This is a genomic window from Phycicoccus avicenniae, assembly GCF_050496545.1.
GTDB lineage: Bacteria > Actinomycetota > Actinomycetes > Actinomycetales > Dermatophilaceae > Phycicoccus > Phycicoccus avicenniae_A.
In genome coordinates, this window is sequence record NZ_JBNVZV010000010.1 from 68,008 (window position 1) to 84,715 (window position 16,708).

At 73.0% G+C, this 16,708-nt stretch carries 15 protein-coding genes; 10 read left to right on the plus strand and 5 right to left on the minus strand.

Translation table 11 applies throughout. From position 1 onward, the window contains the following. Nucleotides 1-21 precede the first annotated feature (21 nt). The 3 genes from ACQZ2A_RS10415 (at nt 22) to ACQZ2A_RS10425 (ending at nt 4,385) form a co-directional block, all read left to right on the plus strand. Nucleotides 22-2,562 (plus strand): GH32 C-terminal domain-containing protein, encoded by a 2,541-nt coding sequence (locus ACQZ2A_RS10415; RefSeq protein WP_430210457.1) that lies wholly within the window; start codon nt 22-24, stop codon nt 2,560-2,562. A 104-nt stretch (nt 2,563-2,666) separates the two neighbouring features. Continuing rightward, entirely contained in the window at nt 2,667-3,599 is a 933-nt protein-coding gene (locus ACQZ2A_RS10420) for an alpha/beta hydrolase (RefSeq protein ID WP_430210460.1), read from the plus strand. A 141-nt stretch (nt 3,600-3,740) separates the two neighbouring features. Beyond that, on the plus strand, nt 3,741-4,385 hold the full coding sequence (locus ACQZ2A_RS10425) for a hypothetical protein (RefSeq protein WP_430210463.1): 645 nt from the start codon (nt 3,741-3,743) through the stop codon (nt 4,383-4,385). A gap of 359 nt (nt 4,386-4,744) precedes the next feature. On the opposite strand, the gene ACQZ2A_RS10430 is transcribed toward ACQZ2A_RS10425, so the two are convergent. Further along, entirely contained in the window at nt 4,745-5,773 is a 1,029-nt protein-coding gene (locus ACQZ2A_RS10430; protein ID WP_430210465.1) for an aldo/keto reductase, read from the minus strand. 103 nt (nt 5,774-5,876) lie between these two features. On the opposite strand from ACQZ2A_RS10430, the gene ACQZ2A_RS10435 reads away from it, so the two are divergent. Both ACQZ2A_RS10435 and ACQZ2A_RS10440 read left to right on the plus strand, forming a co-directional pair. Continuing rightward, entirely contained in the window at nt 5,877-6,083 is a 207-nt protein-coding gene (locus ACQZ2A_RS10435; RefSeq protein ID WP_430210468.1) for a hypothetical protein, read from the plus strand. A 126-nt stretch (nt 6,084-6,209) separates the two neighbouring features. After that, nucleotides 6,210-7,718 (plus strand): hypothetical protein, encoded by a 1,509-nt coding sequence (locus tag ACQZ2A_RS10440; protein WP_430210471.1) that lies wholly within the window; start codon nt 6,210-6,212, stop codon nt 7,716-7,718. Nucleotides 7,719-7,753: 35 nt separating this feature from the next. Here ACQZ2A_RS10440 and ACQZ2A_RS10445 read toward each other — a convergent pair whose 3' ends face one another. Next, nucleotides 7,754-8,878, minus strand: a complete 1,125-nt coding sequence (locus ACQZ2A_RS10445; protein ID WP_430210473.1) for a hypothetical protein — start codon at nt 8,876-8,878, stop codon at nt 7,754-7,756. Between the two features lie 163 nt (nt 8,879-9,041). Between ACQZ2A_RS10445 and ACQZ2A_RS10450 the strand changes: the two genes are divergently transcribed. From ACQZ2A_RS10450 to ACQZ2A_RS10460, 3 genes are read left to right on the plus strand one after another with little or no spacing between them, the layout of a single operon-like run. After that, nucleotides 9,042-10,055 carry a hypothetical protein gene (locus ACQZ2A_RS10450; protein ID WP_430210476.1) on the plus strand — a complete coding sequence of 338 codons (1,014 nt, stop codon included), beginning with the start codon at nt 9,042-9,044 and terminating at the stop codon, nt 10,053-10,055. Then, a complete protein-coding gene (locus ACQZ2A_RS10455; protein WP_430210478.1) occupies nt 10,052-10,804 on the plus strand; it encodes a hypothetical protein in 753 nt (250 codons plus the stop codon). The genes ACQZ2A_RS10450 and ACQZ2A_RS10455 overlap by 4 nt, the downstream gene beginning before the upstream one ends. After that, entirely contained in the window at nt 10,801-11,619 is an 819-nt protein-coding gene (locus ACQZ2A_RS10460) for a DUF4241 domain-containing protein (RefSeq protein ID WP_430210481.1), read from the plus strand. Before ACQZ2A_RS10455 ends, ACQZ2A_RS10460 begins: the two co-directional genes overlap by 4 nt. A gap of 8 nt (nt 11,620-11,627) precedes the next feature. Here the strand turns inward: ACQZ2A_RS10460 and ACQZ2A_RS10465 are convergent, their stop codons facing one another. Next, on the minus strand, nt 11,628-12,323 hold the full coding sequence (locus tag ACQZ2A_RS10465; RefSeq protein WP_430210483.1) for an alpha/beta fold hydrolase: 696 nt from the start codon (nt 12,321-12,323) through the stop codon (nt 11,628-11,630). Between the two features lie 80 nt (nt 12,324-12,403). On the opposite strand from ACQZ2A_RS10465, the gene ACQZ2A_RS10470 reads away from it, so the two are divergent. Further along, a complete protein-coding gene (locus ACQZ2A_RS10470; protein ID WP_430210486.1) occupies nt 12,404-12,691 on the plus strand; it encodes a hypothetical protein in 288 nt (95 codons plus the stop codon). Nucleotides 12,692-12,835: 144 nt separating this feature from the next. Here the strand turns inward: ACQZ2A_RS10470 and ACQZ2A_RS10475 are convergent, their stop codons facing one another. Both ACQZ2A_RS10475 and ACQZ2A_RS10480 read right to left on the minus strand, forming a co-directional pair. After that, nucleotides 12,836-14,152, minus strand: a complete 1,317-nt coding sequence (locus tag ACQZ2A_RS10475; protein ID WP_430210487.1) for a D-arabinono-1,4-lactone oxidase — start codon at nt 14,150-14,152, stop codon at nt 12,836-12,838. Further along, nucleotides 14,149-15,315, minus strand: coding sequence for an alanine racemase (locus ACQZ2A_RS10480; RefSeq protein WP_430210490.1), 1,167 nt, complete (start codon nt 15,313-15,315; stop codon nt 14,149-14,151). Before ACQZ2A_RS10480 ends, ACQZ2A_RS10475 begins: the two co-directional genes overlap by 4 nt. Nucleotides 15,316-15,343: 28 nt before the next feature. Between ACQZ2A_RS10480 and ACQZ2A_RS10485 the strand changes: the two genes are divergently transcribed. After that, on the plus strand, nt 15,344-16,669 hold the full coding sequence (locus ACQZ2A_RS10485) for an MFS transporter (RefSeq protein ID WP_430210491.1): 1,326 nt from the start codon (nt 15,344-15,346) through the stop codon (nt 16,667-16,669). Nucleotides 16,670-16,708: the final 39 nt, after the last annotated feature.

A 16,708-nucleotide genomic window follows, 5' to 3' on the forward strand; every position in this document is an offset into this window, starting at 1 on the left:
TTGTCAACACCCGGGGACACCATGACACGAGCACCCTCTGCCGTCGCGCGCCGCTGGTCGGCCGCCCTCCTGTGCGCCATCTCCTGCCTCGCCACCCTCGCGGCGGCGCCGGCCTCTGCCGACACGCCCGAGCACCGCCCGGCCTACCACTTCAGCCCGGCGAATAACTGGATGAACGACCCCAACGGACTGGTCTTCCACAAGGGCGTCTACCACCTCTTCTTCCAGCACAACCCGGTCGGCAACGTCTGGGGCAACATGTCCTGGGGCCACGCCACGAGCACGGACCTCGTCCACTGGACGGAGCAGCCCGTCGCCATCCCGTTCGACGCGAACGAGGGAGTCTTCTCCGGGTCGGTCGTCGTCGACACCGGCAACACCTCCGGCCTCGGCACCGCGAAGAACCCGCCGATGGTGGCGATGTACACCAGCGCCTACACGGCGGCCAGCGGTCGCGAGGGCATCCAGGCGCAGTCGCTCGCCTACTCCACCGACGACGGCCGCACCTGGACCAAGTACTCCGGCAACCCGGTCATCGACATCGGCTCGCGCGAGTTCCGCGACCCCAAGGTGTTCTGGTACGCGCCGGCGAAGGAGTGGCGGATGGTCGCGGTGATCGCCAACGAGCACAAGGTGCTCATCTGGCGCTCGGCCGACCTGAAGTCGTGGACCCGCCTGTCCGAGTTCGGTCCTCGCAACGCCACCGGTGGCGTGTGGGAGTGCCCCGACCTCTTCCCGCTCACCGTCGAGGGTGTCAAGGGCAAGAAGACGGTCAAGTGGGTGATGCTCGTCAGCCTCAACCCGGGCGGCATCGCCGGCGGGTCCGGCACCCAGTACTTCGTCGGTGACTTCGACGGCACGACCTTCACCCCCGACGGCCCCGCGACCTACGAGCCGCCGACGGGGCGTCTGCTGCAGGGCTTCGAAGACGGGTACTCCGGCTGGACCCCGACGGGCACGGCCTTCGGGAGCGCCCCGGCATCGGGCAGCCTCCCCGGTCAGCAGACGGTCTCCGGCTACGTGGGCGAGCACCTCGCCAACAGCTTCGTCGACTTCGACGCCGCCCAGGGCGAGCTGACCTCCCCCGAGTTCGTCGTCGACCAGCGCTACCTCAACTTCCTCGTCGGCGGCGGCAACCATCCGGCAGTCCCCGGCGCGACCCAGGGCGACCCCGGCGGTGAGGTCTTCACCGACTTCGAGGACCTCGACCCCACCACCCACCTCCCTGCCGGGTGGAGCGCCACCGGCGACTTCGTCGGCTACGGCGCCACCAGCTCGGGCCTGCCGAACCACCAGGGTGACAAGGTGCTCGACACCTGCGTCGTCCCGGACAAGTGCGACCCCGCCGTCGGCACGTTCGTCTCCCCCGAGTTCACCGTCACCAAGGGTCACGTCAACCTGCTCGTCGCCGGCGGAGACCACCCCCTCGGCACGAGCGGCCCGACCGTCGTCGAGCTCGTCTCCGGCGGCGAGGTCGTCGCCTCGGTGACAGGCAACAGCTCCGGCGAGATGGACTGGCGCTCGCTCGACGCGCGCCCGGCTCTCGGCAAGCAGGCGCGCATCGTCGTCCGGGACGAGCACAGCGGTGGCGACTGGGGTCACCTGATGGTCGACGACATCCGGTTCTCCGACAACGCTGCCGGGCCGCGCGACACCCAGACCACGGTCAATCTCGTCGTGGGCGGCGAGGTCGTCCGGTCGGCCACCGGCTCGGACAGCGAGGCCCTCGACTGGGCGTCGTGGGACCTCAGCGACCTCCGGGGGCGCACCGCGCAGATCCGGATCATCGACCACAGCTCCGGAGGATGGGGGCACGTGCTCGCCGACCAGTTCATGCTCGCGTCGGCCCCCGCCCGCAACGGCACCGAGCGCGCCGACTGGGTCGACTACGGCCGCGACAACTACGCGGGCGTCACCTTCAACGGGCTGCCCGACGACCGGCGCACCTCCATCAGCTGGATGAGCAACTGGCAGTACGCCGGCGACGTGCCGACCGACCCGTGGCGGGGCCAGATGACGATGCCCCGTCAGCTCTCCCTCGTCTCGACCCCCGATGGTCCGCGCCTGCGCCAGAAGGCGGTTCACAGCGTCGACAAGCTGGCCGACACCCGATCGCGGGACCACGCGAAGGTGCGGTCGCTTCGGTCCGGTGAGACCAGCACCGGGCTCCGGGCCACGGTGGCCCGCGTCGACGTCAGCGTGGACCTCGGGTCGGCGGGCGAGGCAGGGATCGTGGTGCGCCGCAGCGCCGACGGCGCCGTCGGCACCCGGATCGGCGTCCGCCGCGACGGGACACTGCTCGTCGACCGGACCCGCAGCGGTGACACCGCGTTCAACCGCCTCTTCGCGAGCGTCGAGCAGGCGCCGGTCACGGTGCACCGGGGGAAGGCCACCTTCACGGTCTACCTGGACCGCAGCTCGGTCGAGGTGCTGGCGCAGCGCGGCGAGGTGTCGGTGACCGACCTGGTCTTCCCGCCGGCCTCGGCGACGGGCATCGCCGCCTACGCGGCGGGAGGCAAGGCCGCGTCGGTCGACATCCGGGTGACGCCCCTTCGCCGCTGACACGATGGCGCGCGGCCGGCGCGGGTCACGTCCCGTGCCGGCCGGCCGAGGGGTGGGCCACGCGAGCCCTTGTCCCGCAACGGGTCCTCGCGCAGGATGCTGACATGACCTCGACGACGTCGTTCACCGGCCGGCTGCGGTCCCGCCTGAGCGCCACCGCGTTCCACCCCGACCTGCGGACCGCCTCCCGGGTGCTGCCGCCGGCAGCCGTCGCCGGACCCCGCTCCCTCGCCCTCTCGCGCCGGATGTCGTCGCACCGCCCCGTCGCCGGCGCCTACACCGCATCGGTCGGGGACGGTGAGACGCTGGTCTACCGGCCGAGGGGCGCGGTGCGCGGTGGCGTGCTGTGGATCCACGGCGGCGGCATGGTCATCGGGTCGCCGCAGCAGGACGCCCGGCTGTGCCGCCGCATCGCCGAGGACCTCGATGCCGTCGTCGTCGCTCCTCGCTACCGGCTCGCCCCCGAGCACCCGTTCCCCGCCCCGCTGGAGGACTGCTACGCGGCGCTCCGATGGCTCGCCGCCCTGCAGGAGCTCGCCGACGTGCCGCTCGTCGTCGCCGGGGCCAGTGCCGGAGGCGGGCTCGCGGCCGGCGTGGTGCTGGCCGCCCGCGACCGGGGCGAGGTTCGAATCGACAAGCAGGTGCTCGTCTACCCGATGCTCGACGACCGCACCGCGGCCGGCGCCGACCCCGCCGCCGACGTGCGGAGGGTGTGGAACAACACCGCCAACGCCTTCGGGTGGAGGTCCTACCTCGGGTTCGCGCCGGGGTCGGCGGACGTGTCGCCCTACGCTGCACCGGCTCGGGCCACGGACCTGGCCGGTCTCCCGCCGACATGGATCGGCGTCGGCACCTCGGACCTCTTCCACGACGAGGACGTGCTGTACGCGGAGCGGCTGCGCGCTGCCGGGGTGCCGACCGACCTCGAGGTCGTGCCCGGCGCGTTCCACGCGTTCGACGGGCTGCCGACCGAGGTCAGCCGCGGCTTCGTCGAGTCCTACCTCCGGGCCATCGCCACTGGGCTCGTGGTCGCCTGACTTTCGTTCACGTGGCGTCCGGAAGCAAACACGAACCAAGCCAGCCGCCGCGCACTCTGCCGAGGCGGGCAGTACGCTCGCGCAGCGCTGCGACTGAGCGAAACCCAACCGATGTCGGGGGCTCCTGCGACCATGTGGATCGTGGGGATCTCAGACGAAGACGTCATGGTGTTAGCTGCACGCGTTCGCAGCACGGTCGGCGATCAGCTTCCGGCGTGGCCTGGAGGTTGGCCCGGTCAGGTTGAGCTGGCGTTGATCGATGCGATCTTCTCCATCCGAGCCCGCTATGGCCAGCCGGGCACGGAGGGCCGCCCATCCACGGGCGTCCTCGCCGTCGTGGAGCGTTGGTCGGAGCATCGGGGTGGCCCTGCCGACGACCTCCTTCGACTTCGCGAGATGGACATACAGAGACTGACCCACATCCTCAGCAACAAGGCCAAGAGCGGTGGTCGCACCAAAGCTGCGGTGGTCGTTGATGCAGCGTCCCGCCTGTCAGAGGTAGGGCTTCGGCACGCATCGGATTTCACCGGATCAGCCGAACAGAAGGCCGCCTACATCGGCGTTCCTGGGTGCGGAGGCATCACCTGGGCTTACTTCGGCATGCTGCTCGGCCAACCAAACTCCAAGCCTGATACCTGGGTTCAGCGGTACATCCGCGGGAGCGTCAGGTCAGACATCTCGACGGAGGACTGTCGTCGTCTGGTCAACTCGACCGCGAGACATCTGGACGTCGATGCCACGCGACTGGACCACGCGATCTGGCTCTATGCGCGTGGTCGCTTGTAGGCGATGGTCGGCGCTGCGGTAAGCGGCGACATGGTGCGACTGGATGTCACGGTCGTACGCATTCGCTCCCGATTCACCCACCTTTATGTGCCATGGGGCTGGATCGATGCCGCGGCCGATGATGGTCGCAGTCTGACTATCGCCGTGTTCCCATCAGTGTTCGCGCAGTTGTCTCGGTTGGAGGCCGGGGACCGGCTGCACGTTCATGGGGAGATGCGGAGCACGGCCTACGGGACGGACGTCGTCGTGGCCTGCGCTTTCACCGCACTCTGAACCCGGCGCACCTTTCCGTCCGCGCAAGGTTCGGACCGCATCGACACCGAGCCCACCGGCGACGATCGGCCAGCCGCCATGGCCACCTAGCCGCCAGCGAGGTCGCGGCTGCGCTGCTCAATGCCCATCTCGCCGTACGGGTAGTCGGCGGCGCCGAGGTCACTGGCCTCGTCGAGCGCCGCGGACTCCTCCGTCGACAGCTCGAGCCCTGCGGCCTTCAGGTTGGCACGTAGCTGCTCGGTCGTGCGCGCGCCGAGGATCGTCGACGTCACCGCCGGCCGGTTCGTCACCCACGCGAGCGCCACCTCCGGCATCGAGACACCGCGGCCCTCGGCGACCCGGCCGACCGCGTCGATGATGCGCCAGGTGCGGTCGGTGCCGCGCCGGTCGTAGGCCTCCATGCCGCGGCCGGGGTCGTCGCCGAGCCGGGTGTCGCCGGTGGGCCGCTCGTCGCGTCGGTACTTGCCCGAGAGCCACCCGCCGCCGAGCGGGCTCCACGGCAGCAGGCCCATCCCGGCGTCCAGCGCGGCCGGGACGACCTCCCACTCGATCTCGCGGACGATGAGGCTGTACTGCGGCTGCAGGGTCACCGGCGCGCGGAGCCCGAGCGCCCGGGCGGTGTGCACGGCCTTGGTCAGCTGCCAGCCGGTGAAGTTCGAGAAGCCGTAGTACCGGATCTTCCCGGCCTGGACGAACCCGTCGAGCGTGCGGAGGGTCTCCTCCAGCGGTGTGTGCGGGTCCCACGCGTGCGCCTGGTAGAGGTCGACGGAGTCCACGCCGAGCCGGCCGAGCGAGGCATCGAGGGCGCGGGTCAGGTGCCGCGCGGACAGGCCGTTGCCGTTGGGCCCCTGGTCGGTGGCGAAGCGGCCCTTGGTGGCGAGGACGACGCGCTCGGTCACCTCGCTCGGGCGGGCGGCGAGCCATCGGCCGATGATCTCCTCCGACACCCCGGCCGAGTACACGTCGGCGGTGTCCACGAGCGTTCCGCCGGCCTCGAGGAAGACGTCGAGCTGCTCGTGCGAGCCGGCCTCGTCGGTCTCCGTGCCGAAGGTCATGGTGCCGAGGCACAGCTCGGAGACGGCACAGCCGCTGTGGCCGAGGGTTCGATAGCGCATGCCGTCGACCCTAGCCGCGGGCCACCGCGACATCGGCCCGCGGGATGTGACCGTGTTCGCCGAACCCCGGTCGCCAGGGTCGTCGAGGTCCTACCCTCGCGACGTGGGATCGGATCGGTGGCTGCGCCGCGTCTACTACGTGGCCGTGCTCGGGGTGGCCGCCGCCGGGCTGGTGGTCGGCATCACCGCGAAGGGCTGGTGGAGCACTCCGCTCGGCTGGGCGCTCCTCCTGCTCTGGGTGGTGTGCACCGCTGTGGCCCTCTCCCGCACCCTTCGGCGCGACCGGGCCGGGGCCGGACGCACCGGCTGAGGCTGCCTTCGCGACGTCGGCCTTCCACGGTCCGGGCCCGCGTCGTCCGCGCCCGGCGACGACCCCGGTCCAGGCCCTCCGCGTGGACCGCACGTCTGGGAGTCCGCGCCGATTACCCTCGGCCGGGTGCGACTGATCTCGGCCGTCCTCGGCTTCGCGCTGAGGAAGCTGGGCCTGCTGGGGGCCACGGTGCTGTCGCTGTTCGTCGCCTACCTCGCGCTCCAGGCCCTGATTCCTCCGCTGCAGCAGGCCGTGGCGGACCGCGGCCGGCTGGAGCGCGTCTCGGCGGAGCGCGCGACCCTCGAGGACGACCTCGCTCGCCTGACGCGTGAGGTCGACGAGAGCCGGCGGGCGAGCATCGAGCGGACCGAGGTCCGCCTCCGGGCCGAGGTCGAGCGGACGCAGCGGAGCATCGGCGACAAGCGGAACGAGATCGAGCGGCTGCGCGCCGGGCGTGAGGAGGTCTGTGGTTTCTGGAGCAAGGTCGGCGACCTCCTGACCCCTGGAGACGCCTGCGAGAGCGCCGAGGCCGCCGTGGCCAGGGCCGGCGAGGCACTGGACACCCTGGAGGCCAACCTCTCCCGCGCCGAGGCGGACGCGGCGGTCATCCGGGACCCCGACCTCACCGCCGCGCAGAAGCTCGACCGGCTCGGCGGCGGTGACGGCGGCGACCAGACCCTCGAGCGCGACATCGCCAACACCGAGTCGGAGCTGAGCCAGAAGAAGGCCGAGGAGACCAGCCTCCGACAGGCACGCGACTCCGGCGCGGGGTGGGTGCTGGAGCAGTGGTCCCGGTCCTGGAGGTGGCTGGCGGGCATCGCCGTCCTCGTCGTGGTCATGCCCGCGCTCCTGCGCACCGTCGGCTACTTCCTGCTCATGCCGGTGGTGAGGCGGCTGCAGAAGCCGATGGACCTGACCGCCGACACCGAGCACCCGACCGCCGACCTGCGCTCCACCGAGGCCCGGCGCACCCTCACCGTGGACCTGGGCGCCGGGGAGGTGCTGTCGGCCCGGTCGGAGCACGTCCGCCCGGTGCAGGGCCGGGTGCGCAGTCGCCTTCTCTATGACTGGAGGTCGCCGTTCATCAGCTTCGCGGCCGGCCTGTACGGCCTCAGCCGGGTCGGCGGCGGCGAGGGCGTGCTGAGCAGCGCGACGCTGGCGACCCCCGATGACCCGAACTCGTACCTGATGCGCATCGACTTCGAGGACCACCCCGGACTGGTGATGCGCCCGCGGCACGTCGTCGGGGTGATCGGCTCCCCGGGGCTGCGGACGACGTGGCGGTGGGGGCTCCAGTCGTTCGCGAGGTCGCAGGTGCGGTACATCCTGTTCACCGGCAGCGGGAGCCTGGTCGTCCAGGGCAGCGGCGACGTCGTGGCGACCAACCCCCGTGGGGGGTCCACGAGGATCGAGCAGAACCTCATGATGGGCTTCGACTCCCGCCTCGTCGCGACGGTCAACCGCACCGAGGTGTTCTGGCCGTACCTGTTGGGCAGGACGCCTCTGGTCGACGAGGAGTTCACCGGCGCCGAGCCGCTCTTCTGGCAGAAGTCCAGCGCCGACGGACCGCGCAACCCGATCGCGCGGACGTTCGACGCCATCTTCTCGGCGCTCGGCAAGCTGTTGGGGTTCTGACCCGCCGCAGTGACCACGTGGCGGCAGGCCACAGGTCAGCCGACGGGCCGCAGGATGACGGTCCGGTCGGTGTGGCCGCTGTCCTCGCAGTAGCGGATCTCGCAGCTGAGGGCGACGATGACGCCCTTGTTGTCGACGTCCATCGCGTGCCGGATGCGGCGACCGGAGGGGACGTTCACCACGCTGTTGAGGTCGGTGAGCACGCCGTTCCTCCAGACCGTGCCGACGCTGTACCCGTAGGCGGCTCCGGAGACGCGAGCGCTGCCCACGACGACGCCGGCGTCGTTGATGCCGGCCGCCTGGCTGCTGCGGTAGGTGAAGTCCGGGCCGAGGACACCGAGGTCGCGCATCGCCCCGTTCGTCCACAGGAAGCCGTGCGTCTCACCGTTCTTCGCCTGGGAGAAGCCGACGACGGAGCCAATGCCGTTGATGCCCAGCGCCACCGTGGCCTCGACGGTGCCCCCGAGCCCACCGAGGTCGCGCATCACGCCGTTCGCCCAGATGAACCCGTGCAGCGGGTAGCCCTCCTTCGGCAGCGCGGCCCCGACGACCTGCCCGGCGTTGTTCACCGCGTGCGCCTCGCTCAGGGTGGACCACGGGCTCGTGGTCGTCCCGCCCAGGCTGCCGAGGTCGATGATCCGTCCGCCGCGCCACACGACGGCGCGGGTGGGCGAGGACTGGCTCGCGTACCGCACCCCGACCACCGTGCCGTCGTCGTTGATGCCGCGTGCCGCGCTGCCGCTCCCGCTGCCGTACCCCGTGCCCAGGTCGGTCATCACGCCGTTGGTCCAGCGCACCGCGTGCGGTGGGTTGACGCCGTCGACGTGGGACTGTCCGACGACGACTCCGGAGAGGTTCACCCCCCGGGCCGAGCTCTCCCCTCCGGGTCCGGGGAGTCCGTCGCCCAGGTCCGTGAGCACCCCGGCCCGGAAGCGGTAGGCGTGGCCGTTGGAGGTGCCGACGACGGTGCCCGCACCGTTGCTCGCGGCCGGCTCGCTCCATCCACCGGTCCCGCCCAGCGTGCCCAGCGCCTGGTAGGTGTACTGCCGGTCGACGACGACGGCCGTCTCTGCCGATGCCGCCGGCAGGCCTGCGGCGGAACCCAGGACGGCCAGGCCGCCGACGACGGCCACGAAGGCCCGTGTGGTGGTTCGTCCCATGTCGCGCTCCTCCGTCGGCGTCCGTCCCCATCGTGCCGAGCCCACCCGACCGGGGACGAGGGCCGGTGCCTTACGGATCGCTTACGGCGCGACCATCGACCTCGGCCCCGCCCGGGTGCGACACTCCTCTCGGCGCGGAGGGCGCCGACGAGAGGGGGATCCGGTGTTCCGGAAGGTCAACGAGTTCCGCAGGTACATGAAGAACCGCGACGCGATGGCCGCCGCGCTCGTGCCCGACGAGGCCGTCGTCGCGGACGCACCGATGCCCGGCCTCGCACCGGCGATGGAGGCCGCCGTCGCGGGCGACCACGCACCCGCCGCCGACCTGCTCGCGTCCACCCATCGTCGTCGGGCGTGGGACGACCGCAGCCACGCCGTCGACCTCCTCGCGCGGATGTCCCTGCGCACGCCGCAGTGGCTGGACGCGTGGGAGACCGAGGCCGGCCCCGACGACCCCGCCCCGCTCGTCGTGCGCTCGGCGCTCGGGCTGAACAGCGCGTGGGAGCACCGCACCCGCGAGCGCGCCGAGAACGTCTCGCAGGAGCAGTTCAAGGCCTTCCACGCGACGCTCGGCGACACCACCGACACCCTCCAGCGCGCCGTCGACCGCACCGACGACGACCCCGAGCCGTGGCGGCTGGGGCTCATCCACGCGCGCGGGCTGGAGGCCCCGCCGGAGGTCTGGCAGGGCTACGTCAGCGCACTGCGCGAGATCGACCCGTGGCACCACGGCGGCCTGCGCGCGGCCCTCGAGCTGCAGACGGCCAAGTGGTTCGGGTCGCACGAGCAGGCCTACGACGTCGCGTTCGGCCTCGCGGCCGAGGCGCCGGCCGACTCGCGCGTCCGCACCCTGCCGCTCGACGCGGTCTTCGAGCACGCGGTCGCCGACGGCGCCGAGGACGTCGCCCGGGCCGGGCGGGCCGAGGAGGCCATCGCCCTGACGACGGGCTGGCTGGCGCAGGCCGACCCCGAGCGCTACCACGTCGTCGCCGTCCACCGGGGAGTCCTCGCCGCCACCTTGATGCTGCTCGGCCGCTTCGACGAGTCCTTCGACGAGTTCGTCGCCCTGGGCCCGCACGCGACCCGCTACCCCTGGGGCTACTGGGCCGACGACCCGCGCGAGGGCTTCCTGCGCTTCCGGAGCGCCGTGTCCGTCAAGGCGGCAGGGCGGAAGTGACCGCGCGCCTCGTCCTCGCGGTGGGCGAGCACGCGGGGGTCGCCGAGCGGGCACGGTGGGCCCGCACCCCCGTGCGCGTCGTCGGGTCCCCGGCGCCCGGATGGGTGTGGGTCCTGCCCGATGCCCCGACCACCGCCCTCGACCGCGCGGCCGAGGAGACGAGCGAGCACGGGGACTCGCTTCTGCTCAGCGTCGGCGAGTGGCGCTCGGAGCTGCAGGTGTGGCGGCGCGAGCAGCGGGTCCTCGTCCTGGGCTGGGAGCCCGGCGGCGCCTCCGGGCTGGAGCGCGAGCCGGCGGTCGCCGCGGCCGAGGTGCTGGCCGCGGTCGTGTCCGGGGTCGACGTCCGCGCCCTCGCCCTCCTCCTCTCGGGACCCCGGTCCGGGACCGGCGCGTGGCGTGACCTCGTCGAGCACCTCCGGCTGCCGCTGCCGCCCGGCTTCCCGGACACCCCCGCCGGCGATCTGCTCCCCGGCCTCGGCGAGCGGGTCAGCACCACCGGCCTGCTCGAGGCGGCCGGTGTCGACGAGGACGTCCGCTGGGTGCGCGGCTTCCTCCGGTGGTTCTCCTGGGCGTTGCTCGCGATAGCGGCGGCCATCAGCTTCGTGGCCGTTGGCGTCAAGGGGTCGCCCGTGAACCTGGCCGTGGGGCTCGCCTTCCTCGCGGTCCTGGGGTGGTGGGTCCTGCGGTACCGCGCTCGACGCACCGCCGCCGACCACTCCCACGACGAGCGCACGGAGGTGCACCCGTGACCGATCTTCCTCCCGCACAGTCCCTTCCCGACCCCGACGGCGCCCTGTGGTGGCGGAAGCGCGCCCGATGGATGTACGCCGCCGTCCTCGACGGTGAGCTCGCCGACCACCAGGGCCCCACCGTCGCCAGGCACCGGCTCGAGCGCGAGCGGGTCGGGCGGATCTCGCTGCCCGGCGGGCTGCTGGTCGCCGCCGACCCCTACGTGATGGATGCCGAGCCGGCGCCGTTCGTGCAGGCCCTCGGCGCCGAGGAGGCCGACGTCGTCGCCGTGCGGGCGCTCGTCGGGGAGGACCACGAGCGGGTGGCGGCCCTCGTGCTCGTCGCGGGCCCCGGCCCGGTCGTCGACTGGCGGATGGCCACGCTCCCCGGGCAGGATCCGTCGACCCTGGGCGACGAGGAGTTCCTCGGCTACGGCGTCGACGCGGGCACCGGGTCCTTCGGCAGCCCCGACGCGATGCGGGTGGCCGGCCGCGTCCTCGCCGAGGACGAGGGGATGCTCGAGGACCCTTTGTCGCAGAGGCTGTTCGAGGACGGCATCGGCACCCGGAGCGCGGCCGTCGCCGCGCCCGAGCCGGGCGCCGAGCCCGTGGCGATCTGCTCCTCGGGCTGGGGTGACGGGGTGTACCCGACGTGGCTCGGGTCCGACGCGTCCGGCATCGTCGTCGTCGCGGTCACCGACTTCCTCCTGACCGGCGACCCGTACGCGAGCTCGCCGGAGGACCAGCCGCAGGACCCGCCGCCGACGGCTCCCGAGCCCGAGGCCGCCGACGGCGAGCCGCGAGTGCCGTTCTGGCAGAAGTGGTTCGGCTCCTGACGCAGGGGTCACTCGTCGAGGAACGTCCGGACCGCCCGGATGAACTGCTCGGGCTCGGTGGCGTGCACGAGGTGCCCGGCGTCGATGACCGTCAACCGGCCGACCGGCAGCACACGCACGAGCTCGCGGACGTGTTCCTGCGGGACGTGGCTGGTCTCCCCGCCACCGATGACGAGGGTGGGCGCAGCGACCCGCCGCAGCACCTCACCCCATCCGGGGTCGGGGTCGTCGATCTCCGGGCGCACCTGCTCGACGACGGCCCAGTCGAACGGCAGCCCACCCTCCGGCCGGGCCGGTGGCGCCGGCGTACGCCGGTGCGGGACACCGACGTCCTCGAGGACGAGGCGGCGCACCAGCGCCGGTCGCTCGGCCGCCAACCGGCACGCGACGAGCCCGCCGAGCGAGTGGCCGACGAGGTCGACGGCCGGCTCGCCGAGCGCGTCGAGCAGTCCGACGACGTCGGCGGCCATCAGGGCGATGGAGTACGTGCCCGGGCGGTCGCTGCCGCCGTGGCCGCGCAGGTCGACGGCGTGCGTGGTGCGGTCACTGGAGAGGTCGGCCGTCACGACGTCCCAGTCGCGCGCGGTCATCCCCGTGCCGGGCAGCAGGACGACCGGCCGCGCACCGCTCGCCGTCGCCGGCCGGCGCACGACGTGCGAGAGGTGCACTCCCCCGCCGACGTCGACCCGCTCCACGCTCACCATCCCCCGACCCTGCTCGACGCGGCGGGCATCGGCAAGGGTTTCCGCCACGGGCGGACGCCGTATCGGGGCAGGATGGCCCGATGGACGACGAGGTCGAGGTCAGCGCGATGGCGATCAACGTGAGCGTGCCGGAGCGCCTGCAGTGGAACGACACCCGACGTGGTGAGGAGTTCCTGCTGACCACCCTCAACGTCCGGATGCTCCCCGACGGCACGCTCGCCGCCAAGGCCTACGGGCGCCCCACGGCCGGCGGGCGCGGGGCGTACACCTCGTTCCGCCTCCCCGACTCGCTCGAGCTGGCCGCCCTCGTCGAGGCCGCCGCCACCGAGGCCGCGGCCAAGTGGTCGGCCCACCGCGGCCTCGCCTGACGAGACCCGCGCGGACGGCCGGGACGGCGTCGGGAGCTTCTGCGTCATCACGGTGATGGCGTGGATGTTGGCCCGCGACGCGGATGCATCCGCGTCCGCGTGGAGTTTCCGCGTCGTCACGGTGACGGCGTGGAAAGTCGCCGCTCAGTCGTCGAGGAGGTGCGCGACGTGGGCGTTGGTGAAGAGGCGCGTCGGGTCGAGGCGGTCGCGGACGGCGCGGTAGTCGTCGAAGCGGGGGTAGAGGCCGCGCAGCCGCTCGGCGCCGAGGGTGTGGACCTTGCCCCAGTGCGGGCGGCCCTCGTGCTCGGCGACGATCGCCTCGAACACGGCGAAGAGGCGGCGCGGGTCCATTCGGTGGTACTGGTGCACGGCCACGTAGGCGTTCTCGCGCTCGTACGCGGTGGAGAGCCAGACGTCGTCGGCGCCGACGAAACGCACCTCGACGGGGAAGGGCACCGGCTCACTGCTGCGCTCGAACCAGGCGCGCAGCTCCTCGAGCACCGGCACGACCGACGCGCGCGGCACGGCGTACTCGGACTCGACGAAGCGCACCTCGCGCGAGGAGCAGAAGACCTTCCAGGAGTCGTCGGCGAACTCGCGGGCCCCGAGGACGTTGGCGCTCACCCGGTTCACCCGCTGCGTCGCTGCGGGCACGCGGGTCAGCACGCGGTTGACGCCCTCGAACAGCCGGTTGGCCAGCAGGTCGTCGTCTAGCCGTGCCCTCCACGCCGGCAGGGGTCCCGGCCCCTTCCCCGGCCCGACCCGGTCGTTGCGCTTCACGAGCGCGCGGTCGGTGTGCGGGAACCAGTGCATGTCGAGGTGGTCGTGCGCGTCGGCGAGCTCGTGGATGCCGACCAGCGTCTCGCTGAACGACTCCCCCGACTCGCGGGCGTGCAGCCGGAAGGACGGCACGCACTGCAGCTCGACCTCGACGACGACCCCGAGCGCCCCGAGCCCCACCCGCGCCGCTTGGAACACCTCCGGCGACTCCTCGGCCGAGCAGCGCAGCACCGAGCCATCCGCAGTCACCATGGTCAGCCCGCACACTGCCGCCGCGATGCCCTGCAGCCGCACCCCCGTGCCGTGCGTCCCCGTCGCGATGGCCCCGCTGATCGTCTGCCGGTCGATGTCGCCGAGGTTCGGCAGCGCGAGCCCGAGCGCCTGCAGCGCCGGGTTCAGCTGGTGCAGAGGCGTTCCCGCGGCGACGCGCACCCGCATCCGTTCACGGTCGACGCCGAGCACGCCGCGCAGACCGTCGATCCGCAGCAGCACGCCGTCGGTCGCCACGAGCGGTGTGAACGAGTGGCCGGTGCCGGCCACCCGCAGCGTCAGCCCGCGCTCCCCCGCCGCCGTCACGGCGCCGATGACGCCCTCGACGGTCGCCACGTCGGTGACGAGCGCGGGGTGTGCGACGACGTTGCCGCCCCAGTTCCGCCAGGTCGTGCCGGTCGCACCGCTCATCCCCAGTTCCGCCCCTCGCCACGGTAGGTCGGCACCGTGTCGACGAGCTCGCCGCCGCGCACCAGGTGCAGCGCGTCGAAGCGCTCGAGCAGCTCGCCCGCCTTGGCCCCCCGCATCCACACCCGGTCGCCGATGCCGAGCCGCTCGACGCCCTCGCCCTCGACCGGGGTCTGCACCTCACCGGCCGCCTCGCTCCTCAACAGCGACCAGCCGCGCCGTACCGGCGACGGCACCCGCGACCACCCCGGCTCGCCGCTGGCCACGTACCCACCCCCGAACGCCGTGACGATGCCCCGCGCCGGCCGGCGCACGACGTCGAGCGCGTAGGCCATCGCGGGGCGCGGGGAGAAGGCGTCGTAGCCGTCGAAGAGCGTGGAGGCGTAGAGGCCGGACCCCGCGGCGAGCTCGGTGACCGCGGTGTCGGACCCGAAGGTGTGCAGGCTCCCGGTGCCGCCGCCGTTGACGAAGCGAAGGTCGGCCTCGGTGCGCACCGCCTCCACCACGGCGGCCCGTCGCTGCACCAGCTCGGCCACCGAGCGCTTCTTGAGCAGCCGCACCGCGGGCGAGTCCGGCAGGCCGGCCACCTGGGCGTCGTAGAACATCACGCCGCGTACGTCGAGCCCGACGCCGAGCGCGGCCCGCACCACGGCCAGTGCCTGCGCCGGCGTGCGCGTGGGCGAGCGCCGCACCCCCAGGTGCGCCGGACCGACCCGCACCGAGGCGTCGACGTCCAGCGCCACCCCGAGCCCGCGCACCCCGTCACCGAGGGCGTCCCGCAGGAACCGCACGTGCTCGACCGAGTCGACGGTCACCGTCACCTCGCGCCGGAGCTCCTCGGACGAGCCCACCGCCCGCAGCGCGGCGACGTCGGCCGACGGGTAGGCCACGTAGACGTCCCGCACCCCGGCGCCCGCGAGCCACACCGCCTCACCGACCGCGTAGGCCATCACCCCGGAGAACCCGGGCCGGGCCAGCACGTCAGAGAGGACCCACCGGCAGCGCAGCGACTTCGACGCCACCCGGATCGGCCGGACGCCCGCCCGCCGCACGAGGTCGGCGGCGTTGGCCTCGTAGGCGTCGAGGTCGAGGACGACGAGCGGTGCCGGCAGGCCGGCCGTCGCGGCGTCCCAGCCGGCGGTCACGGCATCGGAGACGTGGTCCACAGCCCGACCCTAGTGCGACGATGGGCCGGTGACCGAGGACCTCGAGGAGTTCGTCGGGGACCGGACCCGCGGCCCACGCACCCTCCCCCACCGCGCCTGGCTCGTCGCCGCGGTCACCCTCGCCGCGCTCGTCGCCGCCGCGGCCTTCCGCTCCTCCACGGGCGTGCTCCTCGAGCCGGTCGAGTCCGAGTTCGGCTGGAGCCGCGCCACCACCTCGGGCGCGGTCAGCCTCAACCTCGTCCTCTACGGCCTGACCGCCCCGTTCGCCGCCGCGTTCATGGAGCGCTTCGGCGTGCGCCGCACCGTGGCCGTCGCCCTCGTCGTCGTCGGTGTCTCGAGCGGCCTCACCACCGTGATGACCTCCGCGTGGCAGCTCTGGCTGCTGTGGGGCGTCTTCATCGGCATCGGCACCGGCGCGATGGCCCTCGTGCTCGGTGCGGTCGTGGCCAACCGGTGGTTCGAGCGGCACCGCGGCCTAATCACCGGCATCTTCTCGGCGGCCAACGCCACCGGCCAGCTCGTCTTCCTCCCGGTCATCGCCCGGGCCGCCGACGGGCCGGGGTGGCGCTGGGCGGCGGGCATCGTCGCCGTCCTCGCCCTGCTCGTCGCCGTGCTCGTGTCACTGCTCCTCCTCGACCACCCGCGCGACCGCGGCCTGCTCCCCTACGGCGCCGATCCTGCTGCCCCGGCCCCGATGGCCGCCGCCTCCACCGAGCCACCGGCCCGCCGCGCCGTCCGCACCCTGACGAAGGTCTCGCGGTCGTGGACGTTCTGGGCGCTCGTGCTGACCTTCTGGGTCTGCGGCTGGTCGACGAACGGCATCATCCAGACCCACTTCGTCCCCGCCGCCCACGACCACGGGATGCCGGCCACCACGGCCGCCGGCCTGCTCGCCGTCGTCGGGATCTTCGACATCGCGGGGACGATCGGCTCCGGCTGGCTCACCGACAAGGTCGACCCGCGCCTGCTGCTCGCCGGCTACTACCTCGGCCGCGGGGTGTCGCTGCTCGCCCTCGACGCCGTCCTGGCGCCCGGAGTCGAGCCCGGCATGTGGGTGTTCATCGTGTTCTACGGGCTCGATTGGGTGGCCACCGTGCCGCCGACGGTCGCGTTGTGCCGCACGCACTTCGGGCTCACGGACTCGGGCGTCGTGTTCGGTTGGGTGTTCGCGTCGCACATGGTCGGCGCCGGGGTGGGAGCGAGCGTCGCCGGCTGGGTGCGCACCGCGCAGGGCGACTACCACTGGGCGTGGCTCGGGGCGGCCGTCCTGTGCTTCGCCGCCGTGGCCATCGCGCTGAGCATCCCCAGGAAGCCCGTGCGCGAGCAGGAGCCCGTGCTCACCCCGCTCTCGTGACCTCCCTGCCGCCCCTCCTCCTCGGAGTCGAGTGCGCAG

Excerpts from the sequence above, each read along its gene's own strand:
- ACQZ2A_RS10415 (WP_430210457.1), top strand. The coding sequence starts at position 22 with ATGACACGAGCACCCTCTGCCGTCGCGCGCCGCTGGTCGGCCGCCCTC.
- ACQZ2A_RS10420 (WP_430210460.1), top strand. The coding sequence starts at position 2,667 with ATGACCTCGACGACGTCGTTCACCGGCCGGCTGCGGTCCCGCCTGAGC.
- ACQZ2A_RS10430 (WP_430210465.1), bottom strand. The coding sequence starts at position 5,773 with ATGCGCTATCGAACCCTCGGCCACAGCGGCTGTGCCGTCTCCGAGCTG.
- ACQZ2A_RS10445 (WP_430210473.1), bottom strand. The coding sequence starts at position 8,878 with ATGGGACGAACCACCACACGGGCCTTCGTGGCCGTCGTCGGCGGCCTG.
- ACQZ2A_RS10465 (WP_430210483.1), bottom strand. The coding sequence starts at position 12,323 with ATGGTGAGCGTGGAGCGGGTCGACGTCGGCGGGGGAGTGCACCTCTCG.
- ACQZ2A_RS10470 (WP_430210486.1), top strand. The coding sequence starts at position 12,404 with ATGGACGACGAGGTCGAGGTCAGCGCGATGGCGATCAACGTGAGCGTG.
- ACQZ2A_RS10475 (WP_430210487.1), bottom strand. The coding sequence starts at position 14,152 with ATGAGCGGTGCGACCGGCACGACCTGGCGGAACTGGGGCGGCAACGTC.